23 protein-coding genes are annotated in these 24,123 nt (G+C 35.9%); 9 read left to right on the top strand and 14 right to left on the bottom strand.

The features are described 5' to 3' along the window. The first annotated feature begins 145 nt into the window (after positions 1 to 145). Entirely contained in the window at positions 146 to 1,141 is a 996-nt protein-coding gene (locus M2373_RS18135) for an enolase C-terminal domain-like protein (protein ID WP_259112636.1), read from the top strand. Positions 1,142 to 1,303: 162 nt separating this feature from the next. Here the strand turns inward: M2373_RS18135 and M2373_RS18140 are convergent, their stop codons facing one another. Both M2373_RS18140 and M2373_RS18145 read right to left on the bottom strand, forming a co-directional pair. Then, a complete protein-coding gene (locus M2373_RS18140) occupies positions 1,304 to 1,594 on the bottom strand; it encodes a cytochrome C (protein ID WP_259112638.1) in 291 nt (96 codons plus the stop codon). Positions 1,595 to 1,615: 21 nt separating this feature from the next. Beyond that, positions 1,616 to 1,906, bottom strand: a complete 291-nt coding sequence (locus M2373_RS18145) for a cytochrome C (protein WP_259112639.1) — start codon at positions 1,904 to 1,906, stop codon at positions 1,616 to 1,618. 220 nt (positions 1,907 to 2,126) lie between these two features. Between M2373_RS18145 and meaB the strand changes: the two genes are divergently transcribed. Continuing rightward, positions 2,127 to 3,110: a methylmalonyl Co-A mutase-associated GTPase MeaB gene (gene meaB / locus M2373_RS18150; protein WP_259112640.1), complete on the top strand. Its 984-nt coding sequence runs from the start codon at positions 2,127 to 2,129 to the stop codon at positions 3,108 to 3,110. Here meaB and M2373_RS18155 read toward each other — a convergent pair. Then, complete coding sequence (locus tag M2373_RS18155; RefSeq protein ID WP_259112642.1) at positions 3,107 to 3,655, bottom strand: DUF4251 domain-containing protein; 549 nt, start codon at positions 3,653 to 3,655, stop codon at positions 3,107 to 3,109. The two genes, meaB and M2373_RS18155, sit on opposite strands and share 4 nt — an antisense overlap. 109 nt (positions 3,656 to 3,764) lie before the next feature. Between M2373_RS18155 and M2373_RS18160 the strand changes: the two genes are divergently transcribed. Continuing rightward, the gene (locus M2373_RS18160; protein WP_259112643.1) at positions 3,765 to 4,571 is read left to right on the top strand and encodes a M48 family metallopeptidase; all 807 of its coding nucleotides are present in this window, start codon (positions 3,765 to 3,767) and stop codon (positions 4,569 to 4,571) included. A gap of 81 nt (positions 4,572 to 4,652) precedes the next feature. Then, complete coding sequence (locus M2373_RS18165) at positions 4,653 to 4,970, top strand: hypothetical protein (protein ID WP_259112644.1); 318 nt, start codon at positions 4,653 to 4,655, stop codon at positions 4,968 to 4,970. A 36-nt stretch (positions 4,971 to 5,006) separates the two neighbouring features. On the opposite strand, the gene M2373_RS18170 is transcribed toward M2373_RS18165, so the two are convergent. From M2373_RS18170 to pgi, 7 genes are all read right to left on the bottom strand, one after another. Further along, positions 5,007 to 5,624, bottom strand: coding sequence for a PorT family protein (locus tag M2373_RS18170; protein WP_259112645.1), 618 nt, complete (start codon positions 5,622 to 5,624; stop codon positions 5,007 to 5,009). Beyond that, positions 5,608 to 6,423, bottom strand: a complete 816-nt coding sequence (locus M2373_RS18175; protein WP_259112646.1) for an ABC transporter ATP-binding protein — start codon at positions 6,421 to 6,423, stop codon at positions 5,608 to 5,610. Before M2373_RS18175 ends, M2373_RS18170 begins: the two co-directional genes overlap by 17 nt. Beyond that, positions 6,423 to 7,175, bottom strand: coding sequence for an ABC transporter permease (locus M2373_RS18180; RefSeq protein ID WP_259112647.1), 753 nt, complete (start codon positions 7,173 to 7,175; stop codon positions 6,423 to 6,425). Before M2373_RS18180 ends, M2373_RS18175 begins: the two co-directional genes overlap by 1 nt. 92 nt (positions 7,176 to 7,267) lie before the next feature. Further along, positions 7,268 to 8,638 carry an exopolysaccharide biosynthesis polyprenyl glycosylphosphotransferase gene (locus M2373_RS18185; protein ID WP_259112648.1) on the bottom strand — a complete coding sequence of 457 codons (1,371 nt, stop codon included), beginning with the start codon at positions 8,636 to 8,638 and terminating at the stop codon, positions 7,268 to 7,270. A 41-nt stretch (positions 8,639 to 8,679) separates the two neighbouring features. Then, positions 8,680 to 9,309 (bottom strand): 7-carboxy-7-deazaguanine synthase QueE, encoded by a 630-nt coding sequence (locus M2373_RS18190; protein WP_259112649.1) that lies wholly within the window; start codon positions 9,307 to 9,309, stop codon positions 8,680 to 8,682. 6 nt (positions 9,310 to 9,315) lie between these two features. After that, positions 9,316 to 10,200 (bottom strand): bifunctional 5,10-methylenetetrahydrofolate dehydrogenase/5,10-methenyltetrahydrofolate cyclohydrolase, encoded by an 885-nt coding sequence (locus tag M2373_RS18195; protein WP_259112650.1) that lies wholly within the window; start codon positions 10,198 to 10,200, stop codon positions 9,316 to 9,318. A gap of 29 nt (positions 10,201 to 10,229) precedes the next feature. Further along, positions 10,230 to 11,870, bottom strand: a complete 1,641-nt coding sequence (gene pgi / locus M2373_RS18200; protein ID WP_259112651.1) for a glucose-6-phosphate isomerase — start codon at positions 11,868 to 11,870, stop codon at positions 10,230 to 10,232. Between the two features lie 232 nt (positions 11,871 to 12,102). Between pgi and M2373_RS18205 the strand changes: the two genes are divergently transcribed. Beyond that, a complete protein-coding gene (locus M2373_RS18205) occupies positions 12,103 to 13,533 on the top strand; it encodes a glycoside hydrolase family 125 protein (protein ID WP_259112652.1) in 1,431 nt (476 codons plus the stop codon). Positions 13,534 to 13,610: 77 nt separating this feature from the next. Here M2373_RS18205 and M2373_RS18210 read toward each other — a convergent pair whose 3' ends face one another. Then, positions 13,611 to 14,519 (bottom strand): DUF4349 domain-containing protein, encoded by a 909-nt coding sequence (locus M2373_RS18210; protein ID WP_259112653.1) that lies wholly within the window; start codon positions 14,517 to 14,519, stop codon positions 13,611 to 13,613. A gap of 206 nt (positions 14,520 to 14,725) precedes the next feature. Between M2373_RS18210 and M2373_RS18215 the strand changes: the two genes are divergently transcribed. Next, positions 14,726 to 16,084, top strand: a complete 1,359-nt coding sequence (locus tag M2373_RS18215) for an acyl-CoA dehydrogenase family protein (protein WP_259112654.1) — start codon at positions 14,726 to 14,728, stop codon at positions 16,082 to 16,084. A 54-nt stretch (positions 16,085 to 16,138) separates the two neighbouring features. Here M2373_RS18215 and M2373_RS18220 read toward each other — a convergent pair whose 3' ends face one another. Then, a complete protein-coding gene (locus M2373_RS18220; RefSeq protein ID WP_259112656.1) occupies positions 16,139 to 16,516 on the bottom strand; it encodes a DoxX family protein in 378 nt (125 codons plus the stop codon). Between the two features lie 155 nt (positions 16,517 to 16,671). Here M2373_RS18220 and M2373_RS18225 point away from each other — a divergent pair, with 155 nt between their 5' ends. Then, positions 16,672 to 16,914, top strand: coding sequence for a hypothetical protein (locus M2373_RS18225; protein WP_259112658.1), 243 nt, complete (start codon positions 16,672 to 16,674; stop codon positions 16,912 to 16,914). Positions 16,915 to 16,950: 36 nt separating this feature from the next. Here M2373_RS18225 and M2373_RS18230 read toward each other — a convergent pair whose 3' ends face one another. Together M2373_RS18230 and lon are read right to left on the bottom strand one after the other, a co-directional pair. Beyond that, positions 16,951 to 18,063: an AI-2E family transporter gene (locus M2373_RS18230; protein WP_259112659.1), complete on the bottom strand. Its 1,113-nt coding sequence runs from the start codon at positions 18,061 to 18,063 to the stop codon at positions 16,951 to 16,953. A 156-nt stretch (positions 18,064 to 18,219) separates the two neighbouring features. Continuing rightward, positions 18,220 to 20,625 carry an endopeptidase La gene (gene lon / locus M2373_RS18235; protein WP_259112661.1) on the bottom strand — a complete coding sequence of 802 codons (2,406 nt, stop codon included), beginning with the start codon at positions 20,623 to 20,625 and terminating at the stop codon, positions 18,220 to 18,222. A gap of 259 nt (positions 20,626 to 20,884) precedes the next feature. Here lon and M2373_RS18240 point away from each other — a divergent pair, with 259 nt between their 5' ends. Both M2373_RS18240 and M2373_RS18245 read left to right on the top strand, forming a co-directional pair. Beyond that, entirely contained in the window at positions 20,885 to 23,032 is a 2,148-nt protein-coding gene (locus M2373_RS18240) for a peptidylprolyl isomerase (protein WP_259112663.1), read from the top strand. A gap of 129 nt (positions 23,033 to 23,161) precedes the next feature. After that, on the top strand, positions 23,162 to 24,112 hold the full coding sequence (locus tag M2373_RS18245; protein ID WP_259112664.1) for an MlaD family protein: 951 nt from the start codon (positions 23,162 to 23,164) through the stop codon (positions 24,110 to 24,112). Positions 24,113 to 24,123: the final 11 nt, after the last annotated feature.

A 24,123-nucleotide genomic window follows, 5' to 3' on the forward strand; every position in this document is an offset into this window, starting at 1 on the left:
ATTGTATAATCTCGCTGCGTGCGCTTGGCTTTTATCTTATCTCGATTTTCCATAATAAGTCTATTTTGTGTAAACTTATTGTAGGACGGGACAAAATAAAAAGAAGAAGGAGACTAAATAAGTCTCCTTTTTTGTAAATTTAATAATGGAATTAAGGTTTGAATTAAACGAACTTCAATTAAAAGAAACATTCTCAATTGCTTACGGAAATTACGATAAAAGAGAGACATTACTAATAGAATTATCTTATAGAAATTGTAAAGGTTATGGCGAATGTGTTGCGATCGATTATTATCAAATCGATCTTCAGAATTTTGTTTTAAAACTGAAAAAAATTCAAACTCGGGTTGAGGCTCAGAAAATTCTGCTTCCAAAGGTGTTTTTCAGGTTTTTATTGAGTCTGAATCTGCATCCGTTTTTGCTTTCTGCACTGGATTGTGCTTATTGGGATCTTTTCGGAAAACTGGAAAATAAGAGTTTTATTGAATTAAATCACCTTTCGACTGAAGATCTGCCGGAAAGTTCAATTACCATTTCTGTTGGAGAAATTAGTCATCAGATTGAAAAAATTGAGAAAAGCAGCTGGAATAAATTTAAAGTGAAATGTAAAGGCTTAAATAGAAATAATATTGAAAAGCTGTTGCCGTTAAATCGGAATATTGCTATTGACTCCAATGCGAGTTTTACCGGGGAGGATTGTACTTGGCTTCAGGAAAATGTTGATATTCAATATTTTTCATATATCGAACAGCCAAGACCGATTAATCATTATACCATTTTGAAAAACGAAGGTTTTGCCAATTGGATGGCGGACGAAGATTGTCAGGATCTGGATTCTCTTGATACATTGATTCCTTATTATCAAAGTATTAATATTAAATTAATGAAGTGTGGCGGTCTTACTCCGGCTTTAGAAATGATAAAAAAAGCAAGAGCAGCAGGTTATAAAATTATGATTGGCTGTATGACAGAATCAACAGTAGGAATTTCAGCGGGTTGTGTTTTGACAGGGCTTGTGGATTATGTGGATTTGGATGGAGCGAATCTTATTTCCAACGATTATGCCATTGGAAGCTTTGTAGAAAATGGTAAGATTATTTTATCCGGGAAGCCTGGTTTAGGAATTGAATTAAATAAGTGAATTGGGAATCGTCAATTCACTTTGCTCGTTAGTTTTTATAGTTTTGAAGGCATCTGTCAGTTCGGGTGTTTGTCGAACTGAAATAGAAAAAAAGTGTATCGGGAACTTTTAATTAAACTTCCCGATATTATTTTTCAAAAATATACTCCAAGTGACGAAAGATTATTTTTTATTTACAGATATAAGATAGTCATAAACCATTTGGTGCTGTTCATCACTTAATTTAGCTTTTGGAGCCATTCTGCTTAAGGTTTTTATCCACCCTTGGTCGTCATGTTTTGCCGGATCAGGTAATTTGTGACATTTGTTGCACGAATTTTCAAAAATTGTTTTTCCCTGAGCAATCTGCTCTGAAGAGGTGTATTTCGGTCCGGTTACGGCTACACTTTTAGGTCCGCATGATACTACAAAAGATGCAGACAGTAAAATCATACCTAAAATCAATTTTTTCATAGGGCTATTTTTTTAATGTGATTATTTTTTCACAGAGACCACATAATCATAAACCCATTGATGCTGCTCGTCTGTCAATTTTGCTTTTGGAGCCATTGAATTCATAATACCTACCCATTGTACAGAAGTGTGTGCAGTTGGATCCGGTAATTTGTGGCATCTTCCGCATGAATTTTCAAAAATTGTTTTTCCCTGAGCAATTTGTTCAGCAGTAGATACTGCCAATGAAGGTGCTGCTGCTGTTGATGCTTTTGGGGTACAAGATGTTAATGCAATTGCTGTAAATGATGCGGCTAAGATTATTTTTTTCATGTTTCTCTTTCTTGATGAATAACAAATGTAGGAAATTCCCTCTGGCATTGATAAAATGAACTGTAGTTTTAATTTAGAAGAAATAAAAATTAGAAATTACAGGTAAAGTGAGCAATAATCTGTTTTTAATTTAATTATGAATACTGAATTAATGAAAAAACTGACTTGCAAAACCAATTGACTATTGATCATTCAGCGTTTAATCCTTATTTTTGGATCAATGAAATTTTCTACAGAAGAATTAATAGGAGGAATACGATCAGGAAATAAACGCCTGATTGCTAAAGCTATTACCTTAGTTGAAAGCAAAAAAGCAGAACACAGACAGCAGGCCGAAGATCTTCTGAAACAGATCATGCCCTTCACGGGAAATTCAGTCCGCGTAGGAATTACAGGGGTTCCGGGAGCCGGAAAGTCTACTTTTATAGAAAATTTTGGAAGATTGGTTATTGCCCAGGGCAAAAAAGTTGCTGTTTTGGCTATTGATCCCAGTTCCGCGATTAATAAAGGAAGTATTTTAGGCGATAAAACAAGAATGGAAGAACTGGCCAAAGAGGAAAATGCATTTATTCGCCCTTCTCCGAGTTCCGGGTTTCTGGGCGGGGTTGCTAATACTACTTTTGAGACCATGATGATCTGCGAGGCTGCAGGCTATGATTATATTTTAATTGAAACCGTTGGGGTAGGACAGTCTGAGGTTTTAGTGGCAGATATTACCGATGTTTTTTTATTTTTAAAAATTATTGGTGGCGGCGATGAGCTTCAGGGAATCAAACGGGGAATCATGGAGATGGTAGATGTTATCTTCATCAATAAAGTGGAAGAAAGTAATCTTCAGAAGGCAAAAAATACCAAACTTGAATTAAAAAGAGCCTTAGATTTTATTCCGCCAAAAGAAAAAGACTGGAAAGTACCTGTTTTATTGGGTTCTGCATTAAATAATGAAGGTTTGCAGGACGTTTATGAAAAAATTGATGATTTTATCAGTTTAAAAAAGAAGAGTAACCGTTTTGATGAAGTAAGAATTCAACAATCAGAAAAGCGTTTTGAATATTGGGTTCAGGAATATATTCTGTCGATGATGAAACGGGATAATTCTGTGGAAGAAGCCTATATTCAGCATAAAAAAAATGCTTCAGCTATGGTTTCGAATCCAAGTACTGAAGCAAAATTATTTGTTGAAAAATTTCTTTTTAAAGATTAAAGCTTGTCTTTTTTGTCTTTAGCAGCAGTGTCTCCGTTTGAAATGTATCCATCGTAAGAAATAGGCTGTCTGTCGTTACTTTGTATTGACGTAAAAGCTTTTCCGTTTTTAAATACTTCAATAATGATTTCACTGACGGTATTTACATCGTTGGGCTTAATTTTTATAATCCAGTTTCCTTTTTTATTCTGAGATTTGTTTACCGTAAAATCTTTCGAACTGAATTTATAACTGTTGTCTCCTCCGTAATTCGCTTTGAATGCTCTTCCGAAATAAGGAAGATAAACATCCAGTGTATTATTCTTTAAATCAATAGTGTATCCTCCGTCCAGATTCAACATTCTTGTTGAGGTAGAATTCGGCATAGAATTCATCACGTTAATCACATCATAGTTGGTGGGATTGGCTCTTTCTGCATAAAAAGTAAACTCCTGGGCATTCATCATTGCATTGACGGCCTGCGGATCAGAAGATTTTTGAGATGCACAGTTTTGGAAGATTAATAAAAATCCAAAAATAAATATGATTGAAATATACTTTTTCATGATAATAAAATAATTATTAAATTTAAATAGCAAAATGTATGCAAATATATTCTTTCTGATTTTTTTTGGAATAAAAATTGTTAAGGTTGCATTATTAACACTCGAAACTATGAAAATAACACATCTATTAGGAATAGGAGCCGTTGCTCTGTCGGTTGCATCTTGTACCACGAACCCTATTACAGGAAGATCTTCGTTACAGATTGCAAATAATTCGGAAATATTAACGATGTCTGCACAGGAATATAAGACGACATTGTCAAAATCTAAGGTAATTTCGGGAACGACAGATGCCAAAAGAGTGGTAAGTGTAGGGAGCAGAATAAAAGCTGCTGCAGAAAAATATTATCAGACGATCGGTAGATCTGCAGATCTTACCAACTACAACTGGGAATTTAACCTTATTCAAAGCAATGAACTCAATGCCTGGTGTATGCCTGGCGGAAAAGTAGCAGTGTATACAGGGATTCTGCCGGTTACTAAAAATGATAACGGACTTGCTGTTGTAATGGGACACGAAGTTTCTCACGCGCTGGCAGGACATGGAAATGAAAGAATTTCTCAGGCAATGGTGGCACAATATGGTGGTGCTATTTTGGGAGGAACAATTTCTAATGCACAGTGGGCCGGAGTTTTCGAAAAAGTTTATCCAATCGGTTCTCAGGTTGCTTTACTGAAATATGGCAGAAATCAGGAGTCTGAAGCTGATAAAATGGGATTGTACTTAATGTCAATGGCGGGATATGATCCTAGAGAAGCTATCCCTTTCTGGAACAGGATGGAAGGTGCCGCTTCAGGAAACCGACAGCCGGAATTCTTATCAACTCACCCTAATCCTGAAACGAGAATTTCAGATATCAATAAAGACCTGCCAAAAGCTTTGGAATATTATAAAGCTTCCGGTGGAAAAATATAAAGAACATATAATTTAATCTTGAGTAAGCCTTATAGAATTTTTAGTAAATTTGGTAAGGCTTTTTAATTTAAACACGACACTATGAAAAATTTAACGATTATAGGACTTGTACTTTTAGCTTTGTCGGTGCTGTTATTTTATCTGACTTCTCCCAATTTTACAATAAATGATTTGGGGATGCCTCATATTATGGGAATAATGGGAGGAATTGGAGTTGGTTTAATTATTGGCGGAATGGTTGGGTATGTAAGCAAGGGAAGTGCAATAAAAGAAGAGCAGAAAAGGAAAGAATTCAAACAGTTACAAAAAGATAAAGAAGATCTCGAGAAACAGGCTGCAGAAATTGCAAGACGTGAGGCAGAACTTCAGCGTCATCAAAATGAAAATCCTCAAATCTAAGATCTGAGGATTTCTATAGTTGCTATTTCAAATTTATTAAAATTTATATCCGACTCCTACCATAAACAGATTGGGGCGGTTATCATATCTTATTTCTTCACCCGAAACCTTGTTGATGAAATTTCTTGTATCCTTACTGAATGCTCCTTCATATTTTGCATTCAGAATTAATTTTTTGATTTCAAGCTGAGCTCCGAACTGATAGCCTACAGTGAAATTATCTCTTGCATTTTCTTTGAAATCATTATAGGTGTCTTCTTTGCTTAAGTTATAGCTTGCCACAGGACCTATGAATACTCCCAGCATATCTCCTAATACTTTGTGACCGATAAGAACAGGTAGATCAATACGGTTGCTTTTAACATCAAAACTTGTATTGGAAGTAGGATCTGTAAAATCACTTTTAAAGTGAGTATAATACAGTTCCGGCATTAGGAAAAAAGACATTGGAAGATTGGCTTTCAAAGAAAGACCTACATTAAAGCCAACATTGTTTTTACCTTCTCCTTCTACTGCCTGATTAACTGTTCCTTTAATGTTTTTCCAGGATGGAGATCCCGTTGGGAAGATTAAATTTGCCTTTCCTGCCAGAGAAATCTGTGCCGAAGCAAATATCGAAAATCCTATTAATCCTATACTAAGTACCTTTTTCATTGTCGTCTATTTTTGTGATTGTATTATCAATAGTTTTATTATTCTCAAGCATATATTCTCTCAGTTCTTTAAACAGTTCTGATGAATAAACGAAGTCGATCAGATTTTTATTGCCTGCTGTAATCAGAATGTCTTTGTTTCCTTCCCATTCTTTAATTCCTAATCTTAGATAAACAATTTTCTCGCCAATCGTCATTACGGAATTCATATCGTGGGTATTGATGATTGTTGTAGTATTATATTCTTTTGTAATTTCAAGCAAAAGATCATCAATTACATTGGAAGTATAAGGGTCTAATCCTGAGTTAGGCTCATCACAGAACAGGTATTTCGGGTGGTTTACAATCGCTCTCGCAATAGCAACACGCTTCTGCATTCCTCCGGAAATTTCTGATGGGAATTTTCTGTTGGCTTTATCCAGATGCACTCTTCCGATTACCTCAAAAACTCTTCTTTTTTTCTCTCTGAATGTAAGATTTGTGAACATATCAAGAGGAAACATAATGTTTTCTTCAACTGTCAGGGAGTCAAACAAGGCGCTGCCCTGAAATACGGTTCCGATTTCAGAACGAAGATGCTGTTTTTCTTCTCTGTTCATGACATTGATGTTTCTTCCGTCAAAAAGGATTTCTCCTGATGATGGCTGATAAACATTCAACAAACTTTTAAGGAAAACAGTCTTTCCTGAACCACTCTGCCCAATTATTAAGTTTACTTTTCCTTTATCGAAAGAGGTTGAAATGCCTTTAAGAACTTCAACTTCATCAAAACTTTTTTTAAGATCTTTTACCTCAATCATTAGCTTAATATTAATTGGGTTAATACTAATTCGGAAAGGATAATGAATACCATTGTCCAAACTACAGCCTGTGTACTCGCTCTACCTACTTCCAGTGAGCCTCCTTTTACAGTATAACCGAAATAAGATGGAACAGTGGCAATGACGAATGCAAAAACTGCAGTTTTCGTAAATGCATAATAGATAAAGAGATTAGGCATATACATCTGAATCCCTGTTATATAATCTGCCTGCGTCCAGTTTCCGGTTAAGATCCCGGCAATATACCCTCCTAAAATACCAAATACAATACTTATTGCAATAAGCAAAGGATTGAAAATTACACAGGCTATTATTTTGGGAAGTATCAGGAAGTTAGGAGAGTTTACACCCATAATATCCAATGCGTCAATCTGTTCCGAAACCCTCATTGTTCCAATACTGGATGCAATATATGAACCTACTTTACCGGCCAGAATCAAACTGATAATGGTGGGGGCAAATTCCAGTACCAATACTGCTTTGGTCGCATATCCTACGAATGAAGGAGGAATAGGAAACGAAGAAGCATCAAAGTTATTAAACATCTGAATAGCCACTACCGCTCCAACGAATATAGATGTAAAGATGACCAACCCGAATGAGTTGACTCCCAAATCATTAATTTCTCTCATAAACAGCTTCCAGAACACCCTCATTTTCTGAGGTTTCTGAACGGATTTACCTAATAGGATAATGTATTCTCCTACTGCTGTAAAAAACTTTTTTAACATACTGCTAAATTAGACTTTTTTATTTAATTAAGGTGAAGGTTGAGATTAAGCCTGAGGTTTTTACTCATTCTAAATAATTAAATTTCTAAACCTTACTTTGCGTTTTTATCTCCGCCTACCACCAACAGGACTGTTTTTAAAATGATCACCAAGTCCAGCATAAAACTCCAGTTTCTCACATAAAATGCATCTGCCAATACTCGCTTTGTCATTTCAATTTCTACATCTCCCGAATCTCCTCTAAGCCCGTTTACCTGTGCCAGTCCCGTAATTCCGGGGCTTGCCATGCTTCTTAAGCTGTATCTTCCGATTTTGGGTTTGTAATAATTGTCCACAGCGAGCATGTGAGGTCTTGGGCCTACAATTGACATTTCTCCTTTTAATACATTGATAAACTGAGGCATTTCATCAAGGCTTGTTTTTCTTAAAAGCTTTCCAAATCTTGTAATTCTTGCATCATTTTCGCTGGTTGTTTTGGTGGAAGATTCATCATTGACGATCATTGTCCGAAATTTAATACAATTAAAAACCTCCTCATGAAAGCCATATCTTTTCTGTATGAAAAAAACGGGCCCTTTCGAAGTTGTTTTAATAATAATTGAAATAATTGGAAATAGCCACGAACAAATACCAACTAATACGATGACAGAAAATAAAATATCGAAAGTTCTTTTTAATAGAAAATTTGAATAATAGTCTAATGGATATCTGGCCTGGTTAAGCACCGGCTGTGTCTGAATATAGGCAAGATCATAGAGAAAAAAGTCACTTTGTGTGATACTGGGAACCAATGAAATATGTACTTTATTAGCTTCTGCCAATCTGAAAATATCATCTTCTGTTTTTTCGTCAAATGAATTTTCTGACGGGAAAAATAAAGTATGTATCCCATGGTTTTTCCAGAATTCCACCAATTCTGAAGTTTGGATGTCGGACTTATTATATTCAAATATTTTGTATCCGTAATCCCTTCTGTCTTTAAAAATGTTTTTCAGAATTTCTGTGGAGCTGTTTTCACTCAGGAACATAATGTTTCTATAATTGATTCCTAAACTACGGAAGTATTTAATCGCAAAATAAATAATAGATTTTGCCAGAAATACAAAGAAAAACAGATAAAACGATAACCAGTAAATGTCTGAATTAAAAAAAGCATTGTAACTTACCTTTCCGATCAGAAAAACTCCCAGTATAAATAACAGAAAATGAATCAAAAGCCGCTCGAGAAATAGGGTATACGTTAAGTTTCTCGGAATATTATAAATTTTTGTCCTACCGCTTAAGAGCATCCAGAACAAAAATAATAATGCCAGAGAGAAAGCATTCTGGTACCACGATTCCTGATTGTATTTTAATTCCTGATTTCTGCTTACAAAAAAGAATATGAAAATAGATGCAATAACCATTAGGTCAAGCAAAATAATGATCGATTTCAGGTATCTAGAGTATCGAATTCTCTGCATCTATGGGCGTTTACGGATACGAAGAGCTAAGTTACATATTTTTATGGGATATTCAGATATTTATGAGTCTGAACTGATGCTCTCCATTCCGGATTGTCCAGAATAAAGTCTGTAATCTTTGGATACATTTCATCACGCTTGCTCCACTCACTCTGAAGATATAATGTGCAATTTTCAGAAACTTTTGCAGCCTGTTCCTGAGCAAATTTAAAGTCGTTGTTATTGAAAACGATTACTTTAAGCTCATGTGCCAGGTTGTAAATTTCTTCTTTTGGAAGTCCTGTTTTCTTTGGAGAAAGGGTAATCCAGTCGATTTGCCCGCTCATCGGATAAGCTCCCGAAGTCTCAATATGAATAGTGCATCCTAATTCTTTTAATTTGGATGTTAAAATATCAAGGTTCCACATTAAAGGCTCACCGCCTGTCAAAACAATAGTCTTACAGTGTTTTGCAGCTGTTTCTGCAATTTCTTCTGCATTCATTAATGGATGTAGCGTTGGATCCCAACTTTCTTTTACATCACACCAGTGGCACCCGACATCGCAACCGCCCAATCTGATGAAATAGGCTGCTTTTCCCGTGTGTGCTCCTTCTCCCTGAAGAGTGTAAAAATGCTCCATCACAGGGAGCATTTTACCTTCTTTTAATAAAATATCTTCTTCTTTATTCATTTTAAATTAGTCATTATAGACCGAAGTCTTATAGGCAATGATGGTATTTTTCATCAACATTGCTCTTGTCATAGGTCCTACTCCTCCCGGAACAGGTGTGATCCAGCTCGCTTTTGCTGCACAGCTGTCAAAATCTACATCACCAGCCAGGTAATACCCTTTTGGAGAATCGTTATCTACTCTTGTAATGCCTACGTCTACAATTACCGCTCCTTCCTTGATCATTTCACCTTTTAAGAAGTGAGGATCTCCCAACGCTGTAATCACGATGTCAGCTTTTTTAGTGTACTCTTCAATGTCTTTTGTATAAGAGTGTGTCAGAGTAACCGTTGAGTTTCCGGGGAAATCTTTTCTTCCCATCAAAATACTCATAGGTCTTCCTACGATTTTACTTCTTCCGATGATGACACAGTCTTTCCCTTTTGTTTCAATATTATATCTTTCCAATAATGTTAAAATCCCAAATGGGGTCGCAGGTAAGAATGTATCCATTTCCAAAGCCATTTTACCGAAGTTCTCAGGATGGAAGCCGTCAACATCTTTTCTTGGGTCGATCGCGTTGATGATTTTCTCCTGATCGATCTGATCCGGTAAAGGCAGCTGAACGATAAATCCGTCAACTGCTTTAGATTTATTCAGCTCATCGATTTTTTCCAATAATTCAGATTCAGAAACGGTGCTTGGAAATTTAACTAAACTGGATTGAAAACCAACTTCTTCACAATCTTTCACTTTAGCATTCACATAAGCCTTGCTTGCTCCGTTGTTTCCAACAAGAATAGCCACCAAATGCGGTGCTCTTCTTTTGCTTTCAAGGATTTTTTCTACTTCAACCTTGATTTCTGCTTTTATTTCTTTGGATACTTTTAATCCGTCAAGAATTTCTGCCATTTTTACTTTTATTAGATATTTACTTTCTTTTACTTATTTCCTTTATAATAATTAATCAACCCATTCGTAGAGCTGTCGTGAGAGGAAACCGCCTCACTGCTTTCAAGTTCCGGTAAAATTTTATTAGCTAAAACTTTTCCTAATTCCACACCAAACTGGTCAAAACTGAAAATATTCCAGATCACTCCCTGAACAAAAATTTTATGCTCATACAAAGCAATTAGCTGACCTAGTGAAAAAGGGGTTAATTCTTTGAAAATTATAGAGTTAGTCGGTGTATTTCCGTGGAACACTTTATAGTTTAATAGGAAATCAATTTCTTCATCAGATTTTCCTGAACTTTTCAACTCCTCTTCAACTTCTTCTTCTGTCTTTCCAAAGGCAAGTGCCTCAGTCTGAGCAAAAAAGTTAGCTAATAATTTATCCTGATGATCAGAAACTTTGTTAGGGCTTTTTGCATACGCAATAAAATCAGCAGGAATCAATTCCGTTCCCTGGTGAATCAACTGATAGAAAGCATGTTGTCCGTTTGTTCCCGGCTCACCCCAAATAATTGGTCCTGTTTCATATTCTACAAATTCTCCGTTTCTGTCAACACATTTTCCGTTGCTTTCCATATCTCCCTGTTGAAGATAAGCTGCAAATCTGTCTAAATATTGGGAATAAGGAAGAATTGCATAGGTTGTTGCAGCATAAAAATTACGATACCAGACTCCAATTAATCCCATTAAAACAGCGATGTTTTCAGAAAATTCTGCGGTCTGGAAATGCTGATCAGTATCGTAAGCTCCTTTTAATAATTGTTCAAAATTTTCATATCCTACTGAAAGAACGATGCTTAAGCCAATCGCACTCCACAATGAATATCTTCCGCCTACCCAATCCCAGAATTCAAAGATATTTTCTTCCGCAATTCCGAAATCTTTAACTGCTTGAACATTAGTAGATAAAGCTACAAAGTGTTTTGCTACATCTTCCTGTTTTCCAGCCTTTAAGAACCAGTCTTTTGCTGAATTGGCATTCGTCATCGTTTCCTGAGTAGTAAACGTTTTCGAAGCAATAATAAATAAAGTCGTTTCAGGATTTAAGTTTTTTACAACTTCTGCAATATGATTTCCGTCAACATTGGAAACAAAATGAACGTTTAACCTTGTTTTAAAATGTTTTAAAGCCGAAACTACCATCACAGGTCCTAAATCTGAACCTCCGATTCCAATATTCACAACATCCGTGATTTCTTTACCGCTGAAACCTTTGTGAGCACCTGAAATAATACTCTCAGAGAAAGATTTCATGTGGTCAAGCACTCTTTTGATCTGAGGTTTGATATTTTCTCCGTCTACCAAAATTTCCTTATCAGAAAAATCCCTTAAAGCGGTATGCAGAACTGCTCTTCCTTCTGTTTCGTTGATTTTATCTCCGGAAAACATTTTAGAAATAGCATCTTTTAATTGAGATTCTTCCGCAAGATTCAACAAAAGTTCTTTGGTTCTTGAATCGATCAGGTTTTTAGAATAATCGAAAAGAAAATTATCTCTCTGCAAAGAAAATTCGTTGAAACGGTTGGGGTTGTATGCAAAAAGACTTCTTAAATCAAAATCGTTGTCACCGAAATGGTCGTCAAGAGCTTTCCAGCTGTTTGTTTGGATAGGATTTATTTTTGATAGCATAAATTTAGGGCTTAATTTATAGGATTTAAACAATGATTTGGATTTGATTATCTAAATCCCGATTATTTTAATTTGCAAATTTAAGGAAAAAATGAATGGGGTGAATGTCTCAAAATGATAAGAAATATTTAAATTTCAAAAAGTTTAAAGGAAAATAACGTTTGAGCCAGCAAAAAAAGATTTGTATGGGTAAAATTATTAACTTTCAAATTAAATTTTAGAACATATTCAAATGCTTAACAGAAGAGAATTTATTAAAAAATCAGGACTTGGAGTCGGTTTTTTCACAATGCCGGTATCTGCAAAATTTTTATTTAAAAATGATTATGTTTCTAAAAGACCAGAGATCAGTTTAAGAAAATTTACTTCTCAGGCAGTTGAACATACTATTAAGACTGTGAAAAAGTCTATCGTTGATCCCGAATTGGCATGGATGTTTGAAAACTGTTTTCCCAATACCTTAGATACGACTGTAAAGGTGTATCAGAAAAATAATAAACCTTATACTTACGTTATTACTGGGGATATTGATGCCATGTGGCTTCGTGACTCTTCAGCACAGGTCTATCCATATTTAAGTCTTGCTAAAGGAGATGAAAAACTTAAAAATTTATTGAAAGGGGTGATCAATAAGCAGGTGGAGTGTGTTCTTCTGGATCCATATGCCAACGCTTTTTTCGATGATGCCAGTAAGGTAAGTGAATGGAAGGATGACTTAACAGAAATGAGGCCCGGAATTCACGAGCGAAAATGGGAGATCGATTCTCTGTGTTATGTGATGCGTTTATCTTATAATTATTGGAAAATAACAGGAGATTCTTCTGTTTTTGATTTCGACTGGAAAAAGGCAATGCTTCTGATTTTGCAGACTTTTAAAGAGCAACAGAGAAAAGAGTCGAAAGGACCTTATCACTTTCAAAGAGTAGGAGGGAATCCCCTGGATACTCAATTTGCCGCAGGTTTTGGAAATCCGACGAAGAAAATAGGTCTAATTCATTCGATGTTCAGACCTTCTGATGATGCTACCTTTTATCCTTTTTTGATTTCTTCCAATATGTTTGCGGTAGTTTCTTTAAAAGAAACATCGGAAATTTTTTCTGAGATTTTAAAAGATGAAAATTCTTCAGTCCATTTTAAGAGCCTGGCAGCCGAAATTGACACGGCTATTCAAAAGTATGCCGTTCTGAATCATCCGGAAGCCGGGAAAATCTACGCTTTAGAGATCGATGGCTTCGGAAACGCTTTATTTATGGACGATGCCAATGTTCCGAATTTATTGTCAATTCCTTATTTGGGGTATGCTTCAAAAGATGATGAAGTATATAAGAATACCCGCAAGTTCTCTTTAAGCCGTGCGAATCCATGGTTTAGTGAAGGCAAATTTGCCAGAGGAATTGGAGGTCCGCATATTGGTGAGCATAAAATCTGGCCACTGGGTTTAATTATGCAGGCTTTAACAACAGATAATGACGACGAAATTATTTCTTGCTTGAAAATGTTAAAAGCAACACATGCCGGAACCGGGTTTATCCACGAGTCTTTTGATGTAGATAATCCTAAAGACTTTACAAGATCATGGTTTGCATGGGCAAACACGCTTTTTGGAGAGCTGATTCTTCATCTTCATAAAACAAAACCAGAAATTTTAAAAAGAAAATTTTAAAAATAAAACCTCCGGAAAAATCTGGAGGTTTCTTGTAAAATCTAAAATTTATATAAATAACCAAAGGTTAGGATCGCTTATATTTCGGTTGTTGTTTCTTTTCTGGCGGGTTTTCTTTTTCTCAGTAAATAAACAATGACAGCACCGATTAATAGAATAGGCCAAACGGTAATTAATCCTACAACTATTCTTTGGATTAAATAATATCCCTCTACAAATGCAGATTTTGCACTGTAAATGAAGTTGAATTTATATTTATCATCGATGCTCTTTGTGTTAGTAATAGCGATTTCGGCAATGCGGAGTTTGGGTTCCCTGATGTATATATCAATTGTACTGTATTTTAAATTATCGACCACATTCATATTGGCTAATTGCTGCTGATTGCCGTCTGACATATTTTCATTATCTAATTGCACTTTGTCTTTATTGGCTTTCAGTTGAGAAATATTTTCTTCTGTTTTCTTAATTCTTTTTCCTTCCAACTCGGCATATTTTATGCCGGAAGTCACGTCTTCAGCATTAATAGATCTTGAATTAAGAAATAGTTTTTTATTATTAACCAAAGTCAGCAATTCACCTAGTTTTTCAGTCGGAACCCTCAGTTGCATAGTGTTTTCGGTCTGATATTTTTTTACCAGCATTGCATTTTCATTGGAGGTATTGTAGGTGTCTTCAGAAACTACATTACTCTGCAGATTACTTTTTGTAACAAATCCTCCCAGCTCCTGAACAGATTTTTCGATAGAAATCGTTGCTTCATAAACATCCCTCACCTCCATGTTGACATCTGCTGTTTTAATGAATTGTTTGTCTTTTACCTTCATTGTTGCTACAGAAGAAATGCTGTCTGAAATGACTGCAGCGGCTGAATCTGTCGCTGAATAAGCTTCAAGATCTTTTGCCGTAGCTTCTCCTTTTTTGCACGAACAAATACCTAATAGAAGTGCTGTCGCGATTGATAATTTTATACAAGTAGTTTTCATAGCGTTGATTTTTAATGTTTTGCTTATTCCAAAGTTCCAGCACAATTGTTTGTAATGTTTGAAAAATGAAGGTAAAAATTTTGTAAAGCAAGTTTCTGATTTAAATGTTTTATAATCAGTGTTTTGTAAAATAATTTCAAGGCTCATCATTTGTTTCGGATTAATTTTTGCTTAACTTTTACAAATCAAACACACAATAATTACTTATGTCAAATACCTTTTCCAAAATCAGAAACGCCATAGAATTATTCAGATCAATAGATTTTGATCAGTTGAGTGCTATTTCTCAAAAAGTAGATTTGCCCAAATTGATGCAAAACTTCTCAAAACTCGATGATAAACAACTCGGAGGTTTGATGAAGACGCTGGATCCGAATAAGAAAAAGAAAGAACTTCCGCCAATTGATGGTGATTTTTACGATATTTATCACACTTTGTCTCCGGAGCAGCGGGAGGTTCAGCTTAAAGTAAGAGCTTTCATGGAAAAAGAGGCGAAGCCGTTGGTGAATCATTATTGGCTGAGAGATGAATTTCCGCATGAGCTAATTCCAAAGTTTCAGAAACTCAATATTTGCGGGGTCACCTATGAAGGATATGGATGTCCGGGAATGCCTTTCCTGATGGAAGGTGTTTTAGCGATGGAAATGGCTCGAGTAGATGCTTCCATTGCGACTTTCTTTGGAGTACAGTCCGGATTGTCAATGGGTTCTATATATATCTGTGGGTCGGAAGAACAAAAACAGAAATGGCTTCCTCAGATGCAAAAGTTTGAAAAAATAGGTGCATTTGGTTTAACAGAGCCGGAAGTTGGTTCTGGTGCGGCAGGTGGTTTAACCGTAACGTGTAAAAAAACGCCGGATGGATGGATCTTAAATGGTCAAAAAAAATGGATTGGAAACGCCACATTTGCGGATTTAATTATTATTTGGGCAAGAGATTTGGACGATGGTGAAGTAAAAGGTTTTATTGTTGAAAAAGATAATCCGGGTTATTCTGTTGAGAAAATTAAAGGTAAAATGGCTTTAAGGATTGTCCAGAACGGATTAATCACTCTGAAAGATTGTATTGTAACAGAAGAAAACCGATTGCAAAATGCCAATTCATTTAAAGATACGGCCAAAGTATTGAGAATGACCAGGGCAGGGGTAGCCTGGATGGCAACGGGCTGTGCAAGAGGAGCCTACGAAAGTGCCTTGGAATATACAAGGACAAGAGAACAATTCGGAAAACCTATTGCTTCGTTTCAGATGATTCAAGGACATTTGGTGGAAATGCTGTCCAATTTGACCGCTATGCAGACGATGGTTTTCAGGCTGTCGGAGATGCAGGATGAAGGTATTTTAAAAGATGAGCACGCCTCTTTAGCTAAAGTTTTCTGTACCATGAGAACAAGAGATATCGTTTCCAGGGCACGCGAAGTGATGGGCGGAAATGGTATCCTGCTTGAGTATGATGTAGCCAGATTTGTTGCTGATGCAGAAGCTATTTATTCGTACGAAGGAACAAAAGAAATTAATTCTCTGATTGTCGGAAGATCGATCACAGGCTTCAGTGCATTTGTATAAATGATAAATGAATGGTCAGTTGATATTTAAATTGACCATTCATATTCTCCTATTTTAGCTGATTAAAGCTTTATATTTTTCTTTATTGTCAATAATCATCCAAAGATTAATAAGAAAAAGAACACCGGCGATTGACATTCCCATTGTTGATTTGTCCATTGTAAATACATGAACAATAATTCCGACCATTACTGGTAGAATAACAATTGCTCCTAATGCTCTGGTTTTAGGAAAAATAAATAGCAACCCGCCTACAATTTCTACAATTCCAACTAGTGGCATGAGCCAATGGATTTCTCCGAATGCAGCAAAGAGTTTCATCTGCTCCGGCGTTGGCTTTTCCATGGGCATGTAATTAAAGAATTTGTTTAATCCTGCATTAATAAACATAAGCCCGAAAAGAAGGGCAAGAATAAATTTTATAATTTTCATGATTGATGGATTTTTATCAAATTTAATTAAAATAAATATCCGTTGGTGAGTTTGGTTTGATTATTTGATAATATTTATTCCTGTTTAAGAGAAATATAATTTTTGTTTAATTTCATTCGTTATATTTGTTAAACAACAAACTAAACAAATATATTATGTTGAAAAATCTTAAAAAATTAAATCGAATCGATTTAATGGGTATTAATGGTGGAAGTCGTATTTGCGATATTGGCCCTGTTGGCTGCCCATGTAAAATTCCTCCCGGAGATCCTTGTTTGGGCGGTCCTGGTGGAGAACCTCCCGGAGATCCTGTAGGATATTGCCCGGATAGCCAGACGTATATCCTTTGTACAGACAGATGTCCTAATGGAATGGATCCTCTTTGTGCCCTAGGATAAAAAATATAAGCCCCCGTTTTTGAGGGCTTTTTTATGTTAATCCATTTCTTCCAGAGTAATATTCTTAGAAATTTTATATTTCTTTTTCTTTTTGTGTGGTTTTTCTTCCTCTCCAAGCAATTTCCCCCAAGGTTTTAAGCCTTCTACTCTCTCAAAAATAATTTTTAAAATAGCAATCGCGGGAATACAGAGAAACATTCCTGCAATTCCCCATAAATGTTCTCCTAAAATAATTCCGATAAATGAGAAAAGAGCATTGATTTTTACTTTAGATCCCACAACAAAAGGAAGAATGATGTTTCCGTCCACAATATGCACCGCAATATATCCGATCAAAACATAAATACAGGTCGCCGGTGTTCCGGTTGCAAAGGCAATAAAACATGATATTACAAGCGAAATGCAGATCCCCAAGTAAGGGATAACGTTTAACAGCCCTGTTAAAACGGCTAATAAGACAGCATATTTTACTCCTAAAACGGTTAATACAATGGATGTAAGTATTGAAACAATTAATACCTGCAGACATAGCCCGATAATGTATTTTTTTGTCATCACGCGGACTTCGGTTACCACTTCCTGAACACTGGCCTTATGTTTTTCGTTAAATACGGTTACAATAAAATTATTTAAAATTCTCCTGTAGTTTAAAATAAAGATGAAGAATAAAATGAAAAAGATAATAAACCCAAATCCTGTAGAGAAGATTCCGAAAGTAAAACCGAGAATCATTCCTGAGGATGATAAAAGCTTATTCACTCCCTGATCAAGATAATCTAGCTGTTCATCAATTTTTATATTGAATGTATCTGAAACCCAGTTCTGTAAACTGTTGAATACTGCTGTAGACTGCACTCTGAGATGGGGCAGGTCCTTACTGAAACTTGATAGCTGTGATCCGAAAAAATAAATTAAGCCGGATAAAATAACCAGCATAATCAGTACGGAGGTCATCGTGGAAAACGATCTTGGGAATCTGAGCTTTGTTTCTAATAAAGTAGCGAAAGGTAAAAATAACATGGCCATTAAAAATGCCAAAAAGAAAGGAGCTAAAATGCTTTGTCCCAAGGCTAAAAGATACCCGAGGCCGATGATGGATATCACAACAAGGGTAAGTTTAACAAGAAAAGGTAATCGAATAAAATTCATAGTTTCAAAATCTGCAGTATAAAAATAAGAAAAACCCTCCGGATTAGAGGGTTTATTTCTTTAATTAACGTTATTTGTATCCAAATTTTATCAAAAACACGTCCCAAAAATCTGAGACGTGTTTTCTTGTATTGAGAATGTTAATATGTTGATCAGTTATTTTTCAATGGCGATTTCAATGACTTCCTCCATTTTATTGACGTAATGAACGTTTAGATTTTTCAAATAATCCTTTTTAATTTCTTCTACATCTTTTCTGTTGGCTTCACAAAGAATTACATCTTTTACACCGGCTCTTGTTGCAGCCAGAAGTTTTTCTTTAATACCCCCTACAGGAAGTACTTTTCCTCTTAGTGTAATCTCGCCAGTCATCGCAAGGTGGGGTTTTACTTTTTTATTTTTAAACGAAGAAACCATTGATGTCAACATGGCAATACCGGCAGAAGGTCCGTCTTTTGGAGTGGCTCCTTCCGGAACGTGAACGTGGATGTTTTTCTTTTCGATATCCTCCTGAGAGATTCCCAATTCATCATGTTTTGCTTTAATGTATTCCAATGCAATGGTAGCAGATTCTTTCATCACCGTTCCCAGGTTACCCGTCATGGTAAGAGTTCCTTTTCCGCTGCTTAAAATACTTTCAATGAATAAGATATCCCCGCCGACACTTGTCCAGGCAAGACCTGTTACAACGCCCGGAACATCAGTAAGCTCCGATAAGCTTTTTGGTCTTGGAACACCTAATATTTCATCTACTTTTTCAAGAGAAATTTTAGGGTCATATTCTTTCACTAATGCGGTCTGTAAGGCTACCCAACGTCCAACAGAAGCGATTCTTTTTTCTAAAGTTCTTACTCCGCTTTCTGAAGTATGAGCTTCGATAATATGTTTTAATTCAGGATTTCCAAGCTTGAATGATTTGGCATCCAGCCCGTTTTCTTCCTGCTGTTTTTTTATCAAATGTCTTTTTGCAATTTCGATCTTTTCCTCAAGGGTATATCCTGCAATCTGAATAATCTCCATTCTGTCTAATAGTGGAGTCTGAATTGTTGATAATGAATTGGCTGTAGCAATGAACATTACTTTGGACAAATCGTAACCCATTTCCAGGAAATTATCGTAGAATGCTTTATTTTGTTCAGGATCAAGAACTTCTAGCAATGCTGAACTCGGGTCTCCGTGGATTCCTTTCCCAACTTTATCGATCTCATCCAGTACAATAACCGGGTTTGAAGTTCCGGATTTTTTGATGGATTGAAGAATTCTTCCGGCCATCGCTCCGATATATGTTTTTCTGTGACCGCGGATTTCGCTTTCATCATGAAGTCCGCCTAAAGAAACACGGACATATTTTCTGCCTAAAGCATCAGCAACCGATTTCCCTAACGATGTTTTGCCTACTCCCGGAGGTCCCACCAATAATAGAATGGGGGATTTCATGTTATTTTTCAATTTTAAAACAGCCATGTGTTCCAAAATTCTTTTTTTGATATCTTCAAGTCCGAAATGAGCTTTATCTAAGATTTTCTGAGCTTTTTCAATGTCGAAAGTATCTTTTGTAAAGGTATCCCAAGGCAAATCTGTAAAGAAATCTAAATAATTTCGCTGAACATTATAATCCGGCGAATTAGGATTCTGGCGCTGTAATCTGTTGATTTCCTTTTGAAAATGCTCCTCAACATCTGTGTTCCATGTTTTTTTTCTTGCTTTAGCAATTAAATCTTCAACATCACTTTCCGGTCCGCCACCCAATTCTTCCTGAATGGTCCTTATTTGCTGATTTAGAAAATATTCTCTCTGCTGTTTGTCAAGATCCTTAGACGTTTTCTGATGAATCTGATTTCTCAATTCCAGTTTTCTGAAATCTTCGTGCATCATTTCATAGCACTTATTGGCTCTTTCCATCAGGTTTTTCTCTTCAAGCAGTTTTTGCTTTTCAACAGACGAAAAATTGGCGTTTGTACAGATAAAGTTTAATAAATCGTCATTGCTGGTGATATTCTTAATGGCAAAATTGGCTGCGTTAGGAATATTGGGATCAAGTTCAATAATTTTTAAAGCCAGATCTTTTACATTTTCCAGTAATGCCTCGTATTCTTCTTTATTTTTCGCTTTTCCATCCTTTAATTTTGTGATTTCAGCTTTAAAATAAGGTTGCTTTTCAACAATCTTTTTTATCTTAAATCTGTGGAAACCTTTGGTAATCGCGGTGATATTGCCTTCCGGAAGTTTTATTATTTTAATAATCTTTGCTAATGTTCCGATCTGATAAATATCTTTTTCGGCAGGTTGCTCCAAATCTGAGTTTTTCTGGCTTACAATACCGATAAACTCACCATTTTTCTGAGCTTCTTCAAGAAGTTGTATGGATGTTTTTCTCCCCGCTGTAATAGGAATTACAACATTAGGGAACATTACCATATTTCTTACGGGAAGTATAGGGAATATCTTTTGTTCGGAATTTTGTTCAGTTTCCGAAAGGTCTGCAAGGTTGATTTCTTCAGCTACAATATCAAATCCGTCACTTATCATTTCCTCGAGACTCATATCTTCAAATTCTGTCATAGTTAATCGAATGACAAATTGTCATTTTCGTTTTAAATCGTTAACGTGAAATTTCACAATATGCCTTGAAAACGTATAACATATTATGTTCTTCTAAATTGCACAAGACTTATGCCATTTGTTTTTTGCTAAAAAATACGGTCAAAATTTCCTTTTTTGAATAAATTAAATTTTAAAAATTAAAATAAAGAACTAGGATTTCCGTAATTTCTTAAAAATGTGTATTTTCGCAAACTGATAAAAAACTATAATTTATAAAATGGCAATTTTAGGACAGATTAGGAGTAAGCCTTGGCTTTTGATGGGAGTAATTGCACTGGCGCTTTTGGCGTTCCTGGTGAATCCCGATAGTATTGATAAGGTTTTTGGTAAAAATCCTGATGTTTTAGGAAAAGTGAACGGTGAAAAAATTACCCGTGAAGAGTTTCAAGATCAACTTTTCGTGCTACAACAACAGGCTGAACAGCAAGGTCAACCAAAAAACGGTCTTGAAGAGCAAGCTTGGCAATTGCTTGTACAATCGAAATTGATCAAACAACAATTCGAGAAAATGGGCTTTGAAATGACTGAAGATTATTTCTGGAATCAAATCCAGTTTGATCAGATGTTTGCTCAAAACCAACAGTTCCACGATGAAAAAGGTAATTTTAAAACTCAGGAGCTTAAAAAACAGATCGAAGAAATGAAAGCGGTAAGTCCGGAAGGTTACAACCAATGGTTGAAAACCAGAAAGTCAATCGAATACAGATTGATGGCGAGACAGGTATTTGCTAACATCTCTCAAGGGATCACTACAGGTAAAAAAGAAGCTGAGGAATTAATGAAACAAAGAGATCAGCTTGCTGATATCGATTTTGTAAAAGTTGATTACACTTCTTATCTTCAAAAAAATAATATTAAAGTTACGACTGAGGATCTGGCGAACTACATCAAACAACATCCTGTGATGTTCAAGACTGATGCAAGCAGAAACTTAGGCGTTGTATTTTTCCCTTCTGCACCAAGTGCTGCTGATGATGCAGTAGCTCAGAAAGAGATTACAAAATTATTCTCAGGAGGTACTGATGCTAGTGGAGGAACAGAGAATTTCCAGAATACAAAGAATGATTCTATGTTTATTATGGCAAATTCTGACGCCCCTTTTAATAATCAGTATTTGAAACCTACTCAATTACCTCAGACAATCCAGGGTCAGATTACAACTGCAGCAGTTGGTCAAACCTTTGGACCCTATAAAGAGCAGGGAGCTTATGTAGTTTCTAAGCTGATCAACAAAAAAACATCAGATTCTACATTATCAAGACATATTTTGATTGCATTTAAAGGAAGTCCTGCAGGAGAAGGTGTTACTAGATCTAAGGAAGAGGCTAAGAAATTAGCAGATTCTATCGGAGCTATTGTAAAAGCAACTCCGGCTAAATTTACAGACTTCTTGAAGTTGTCAAGTGATCCGAATTCTGCTGCTCAGGGTGGTAGCTTAGGATGGACAACTCCGGAAACTCCTTTCGTTCCTGAATTCTTAACCTATTTAGCAAACAATCCTAAAGGAGCTACAGGTGTTGTAGAAACTCAGTTCGGGTATCATATCATCAATATTGAAGATAAGAAAGCTGGAGCAATGGGATATAAAGTGGCTAACCTTGTAAAAGTTATCAAGCCATCTGATGCTACAGAAGCTGATACAGACAAGAAGGCAAGAAGATTTATCCAGCAGGTTCAAGGGAAATCTTTCAATGATTTCGTGAATATCGCTAAAAAAGGAAACTATCAATACTCAAACCCTAAACAGGCGAAGAGATTTGATGGTCAGCTTCAAGGATTAGGAACTGATAAAGATGGTGAGATCCTTGCTTGGGCTTTCGATAAGAAAAGAGAGAAAGGAGATACAGAATTCTTTACAGTAGACGGAACAGGAGATAAAATCGTAGTTTATCTTAATGGTAAGCAGGAAAAAGGAACTGCAGATCCGGAATCTGTAAGAGATCAGATTGAAACAATTGTTAAAAATAAATTGGCAGCAAAACAAATCTCTGAAAAGATTGGAAAAGCAGGTAGCTTGGATCAGATTGCTACTCAATTTGCGACAACAAAACAATCTGCGCAGGTTAATATGCTAAACCCTTCAGTTGCGGGATCAATGGAGCCTAAGGTTGCAGGAGCTGCATTCGGAGTTAAGAAAGGTCAGCTTTCTAAGCCGGTTGAAGGAGGAACGGGAGTTTATGTTTTAGTTAAGAAGAACGAAACGATCAATAAACAACCTGGAGATGCTAAGCAATTCACAGAGTCTATTTCTCAAAGAAATGCAGGAATGTTCGGACAATCGTGGATGAAGAGCTTACAGGATAATGCTGATATCGAAGATTACAGAATTGAGATCTGGAATAAGCAGGGTAATCAGCAACAATAAAAAGTTAATTTATCAATCATATAAAAAGTGGCAAAATTTTTGCCACTTTTTTTTGTATTCAACACAGAGCAATAAAAGAAAACATTAATTTAAAATGTACTATATTTGCTCATAGAAAAAATTTAGCAAGTGAAGTTCAGTAAAGAAATAAAAGCTGGAGTAATAGCACTTTTAGCCATCGTTGGCTTTGTGATATTGTTCCAATTTATGAAGGGCAGAAGCCTTTTCACAACCGATAATATATTTTACGCAAAATATGATAATGTAGAAGGATTGGCGCAGTCTTCTCCAGTTTCGATCAATGGATTGAAAGTAGGGCAGGTTGACAAAATCATTCCGAAGACTACCAAAGACGGGAAGATTCATTTTATCGTAAAAGTTACCGTAGATAACAAATTTGAGTTCTCAAAAAATTCAACATTGGAAATTTTTGAACCCGGACTGATGTCTGGTAAAGAAATGAGAGTCAATCTTACTTATGGCGGTGCAACGGCCAAAGATGGAGATACATTACAGGGAGCCTTTAAATTAGGAACTCTTGGAAGTCTTTCTTCGCAGGTAGGACCGGTTAAAGATCAGCTACAGTCTGTTTTGTACAGAGTAGATTCTTTAATGGCCAATGCAAACCAGGTGGTCAATGCACAAAACAGAGAAGAGATCAAAGCATTGCTTGCAAATCTTAACAAAACTGTGGGTGCTTTGCAAACTACTGCAGGTAGCGTAAACACTTTGGTAGGGCATAACGATCCGAAACTTCAAAAAGTATTGGATGATGCAAGTCTTACAATGCAAAGTGGTAAAGTAACCTTAGATAAATATGGGAACTTGGCTGAAAGTATTGATACTAAAAAACTGAACGAAACAATTGCCAACTTAGACGCTACTGTAGGTAAATTGAATCAGGTAGTTGTGGGTATTGATAACGGACAGGGAAGTTTAGGTAAATTAATGAAAGATGAGCAGTTGTACAACAACCTGAATTCTGCATCTACCAACCTGAATTCATTAATTGAGGACATGAAAGCTAACCCAAAAAGATACATCAATTTCTCTGTTTTTGGGAAGAATAATAAAGACTAAACTAATAGACC

Source organism: Chryseobacterium sp. JUb7 (assembly GCF_024806495.1).
Classification (GTDB): Bacteria; Bacteroidota; Bacteroidia; order Flavobacteriales; family Weeksellaceae; genus Chryseobacterium.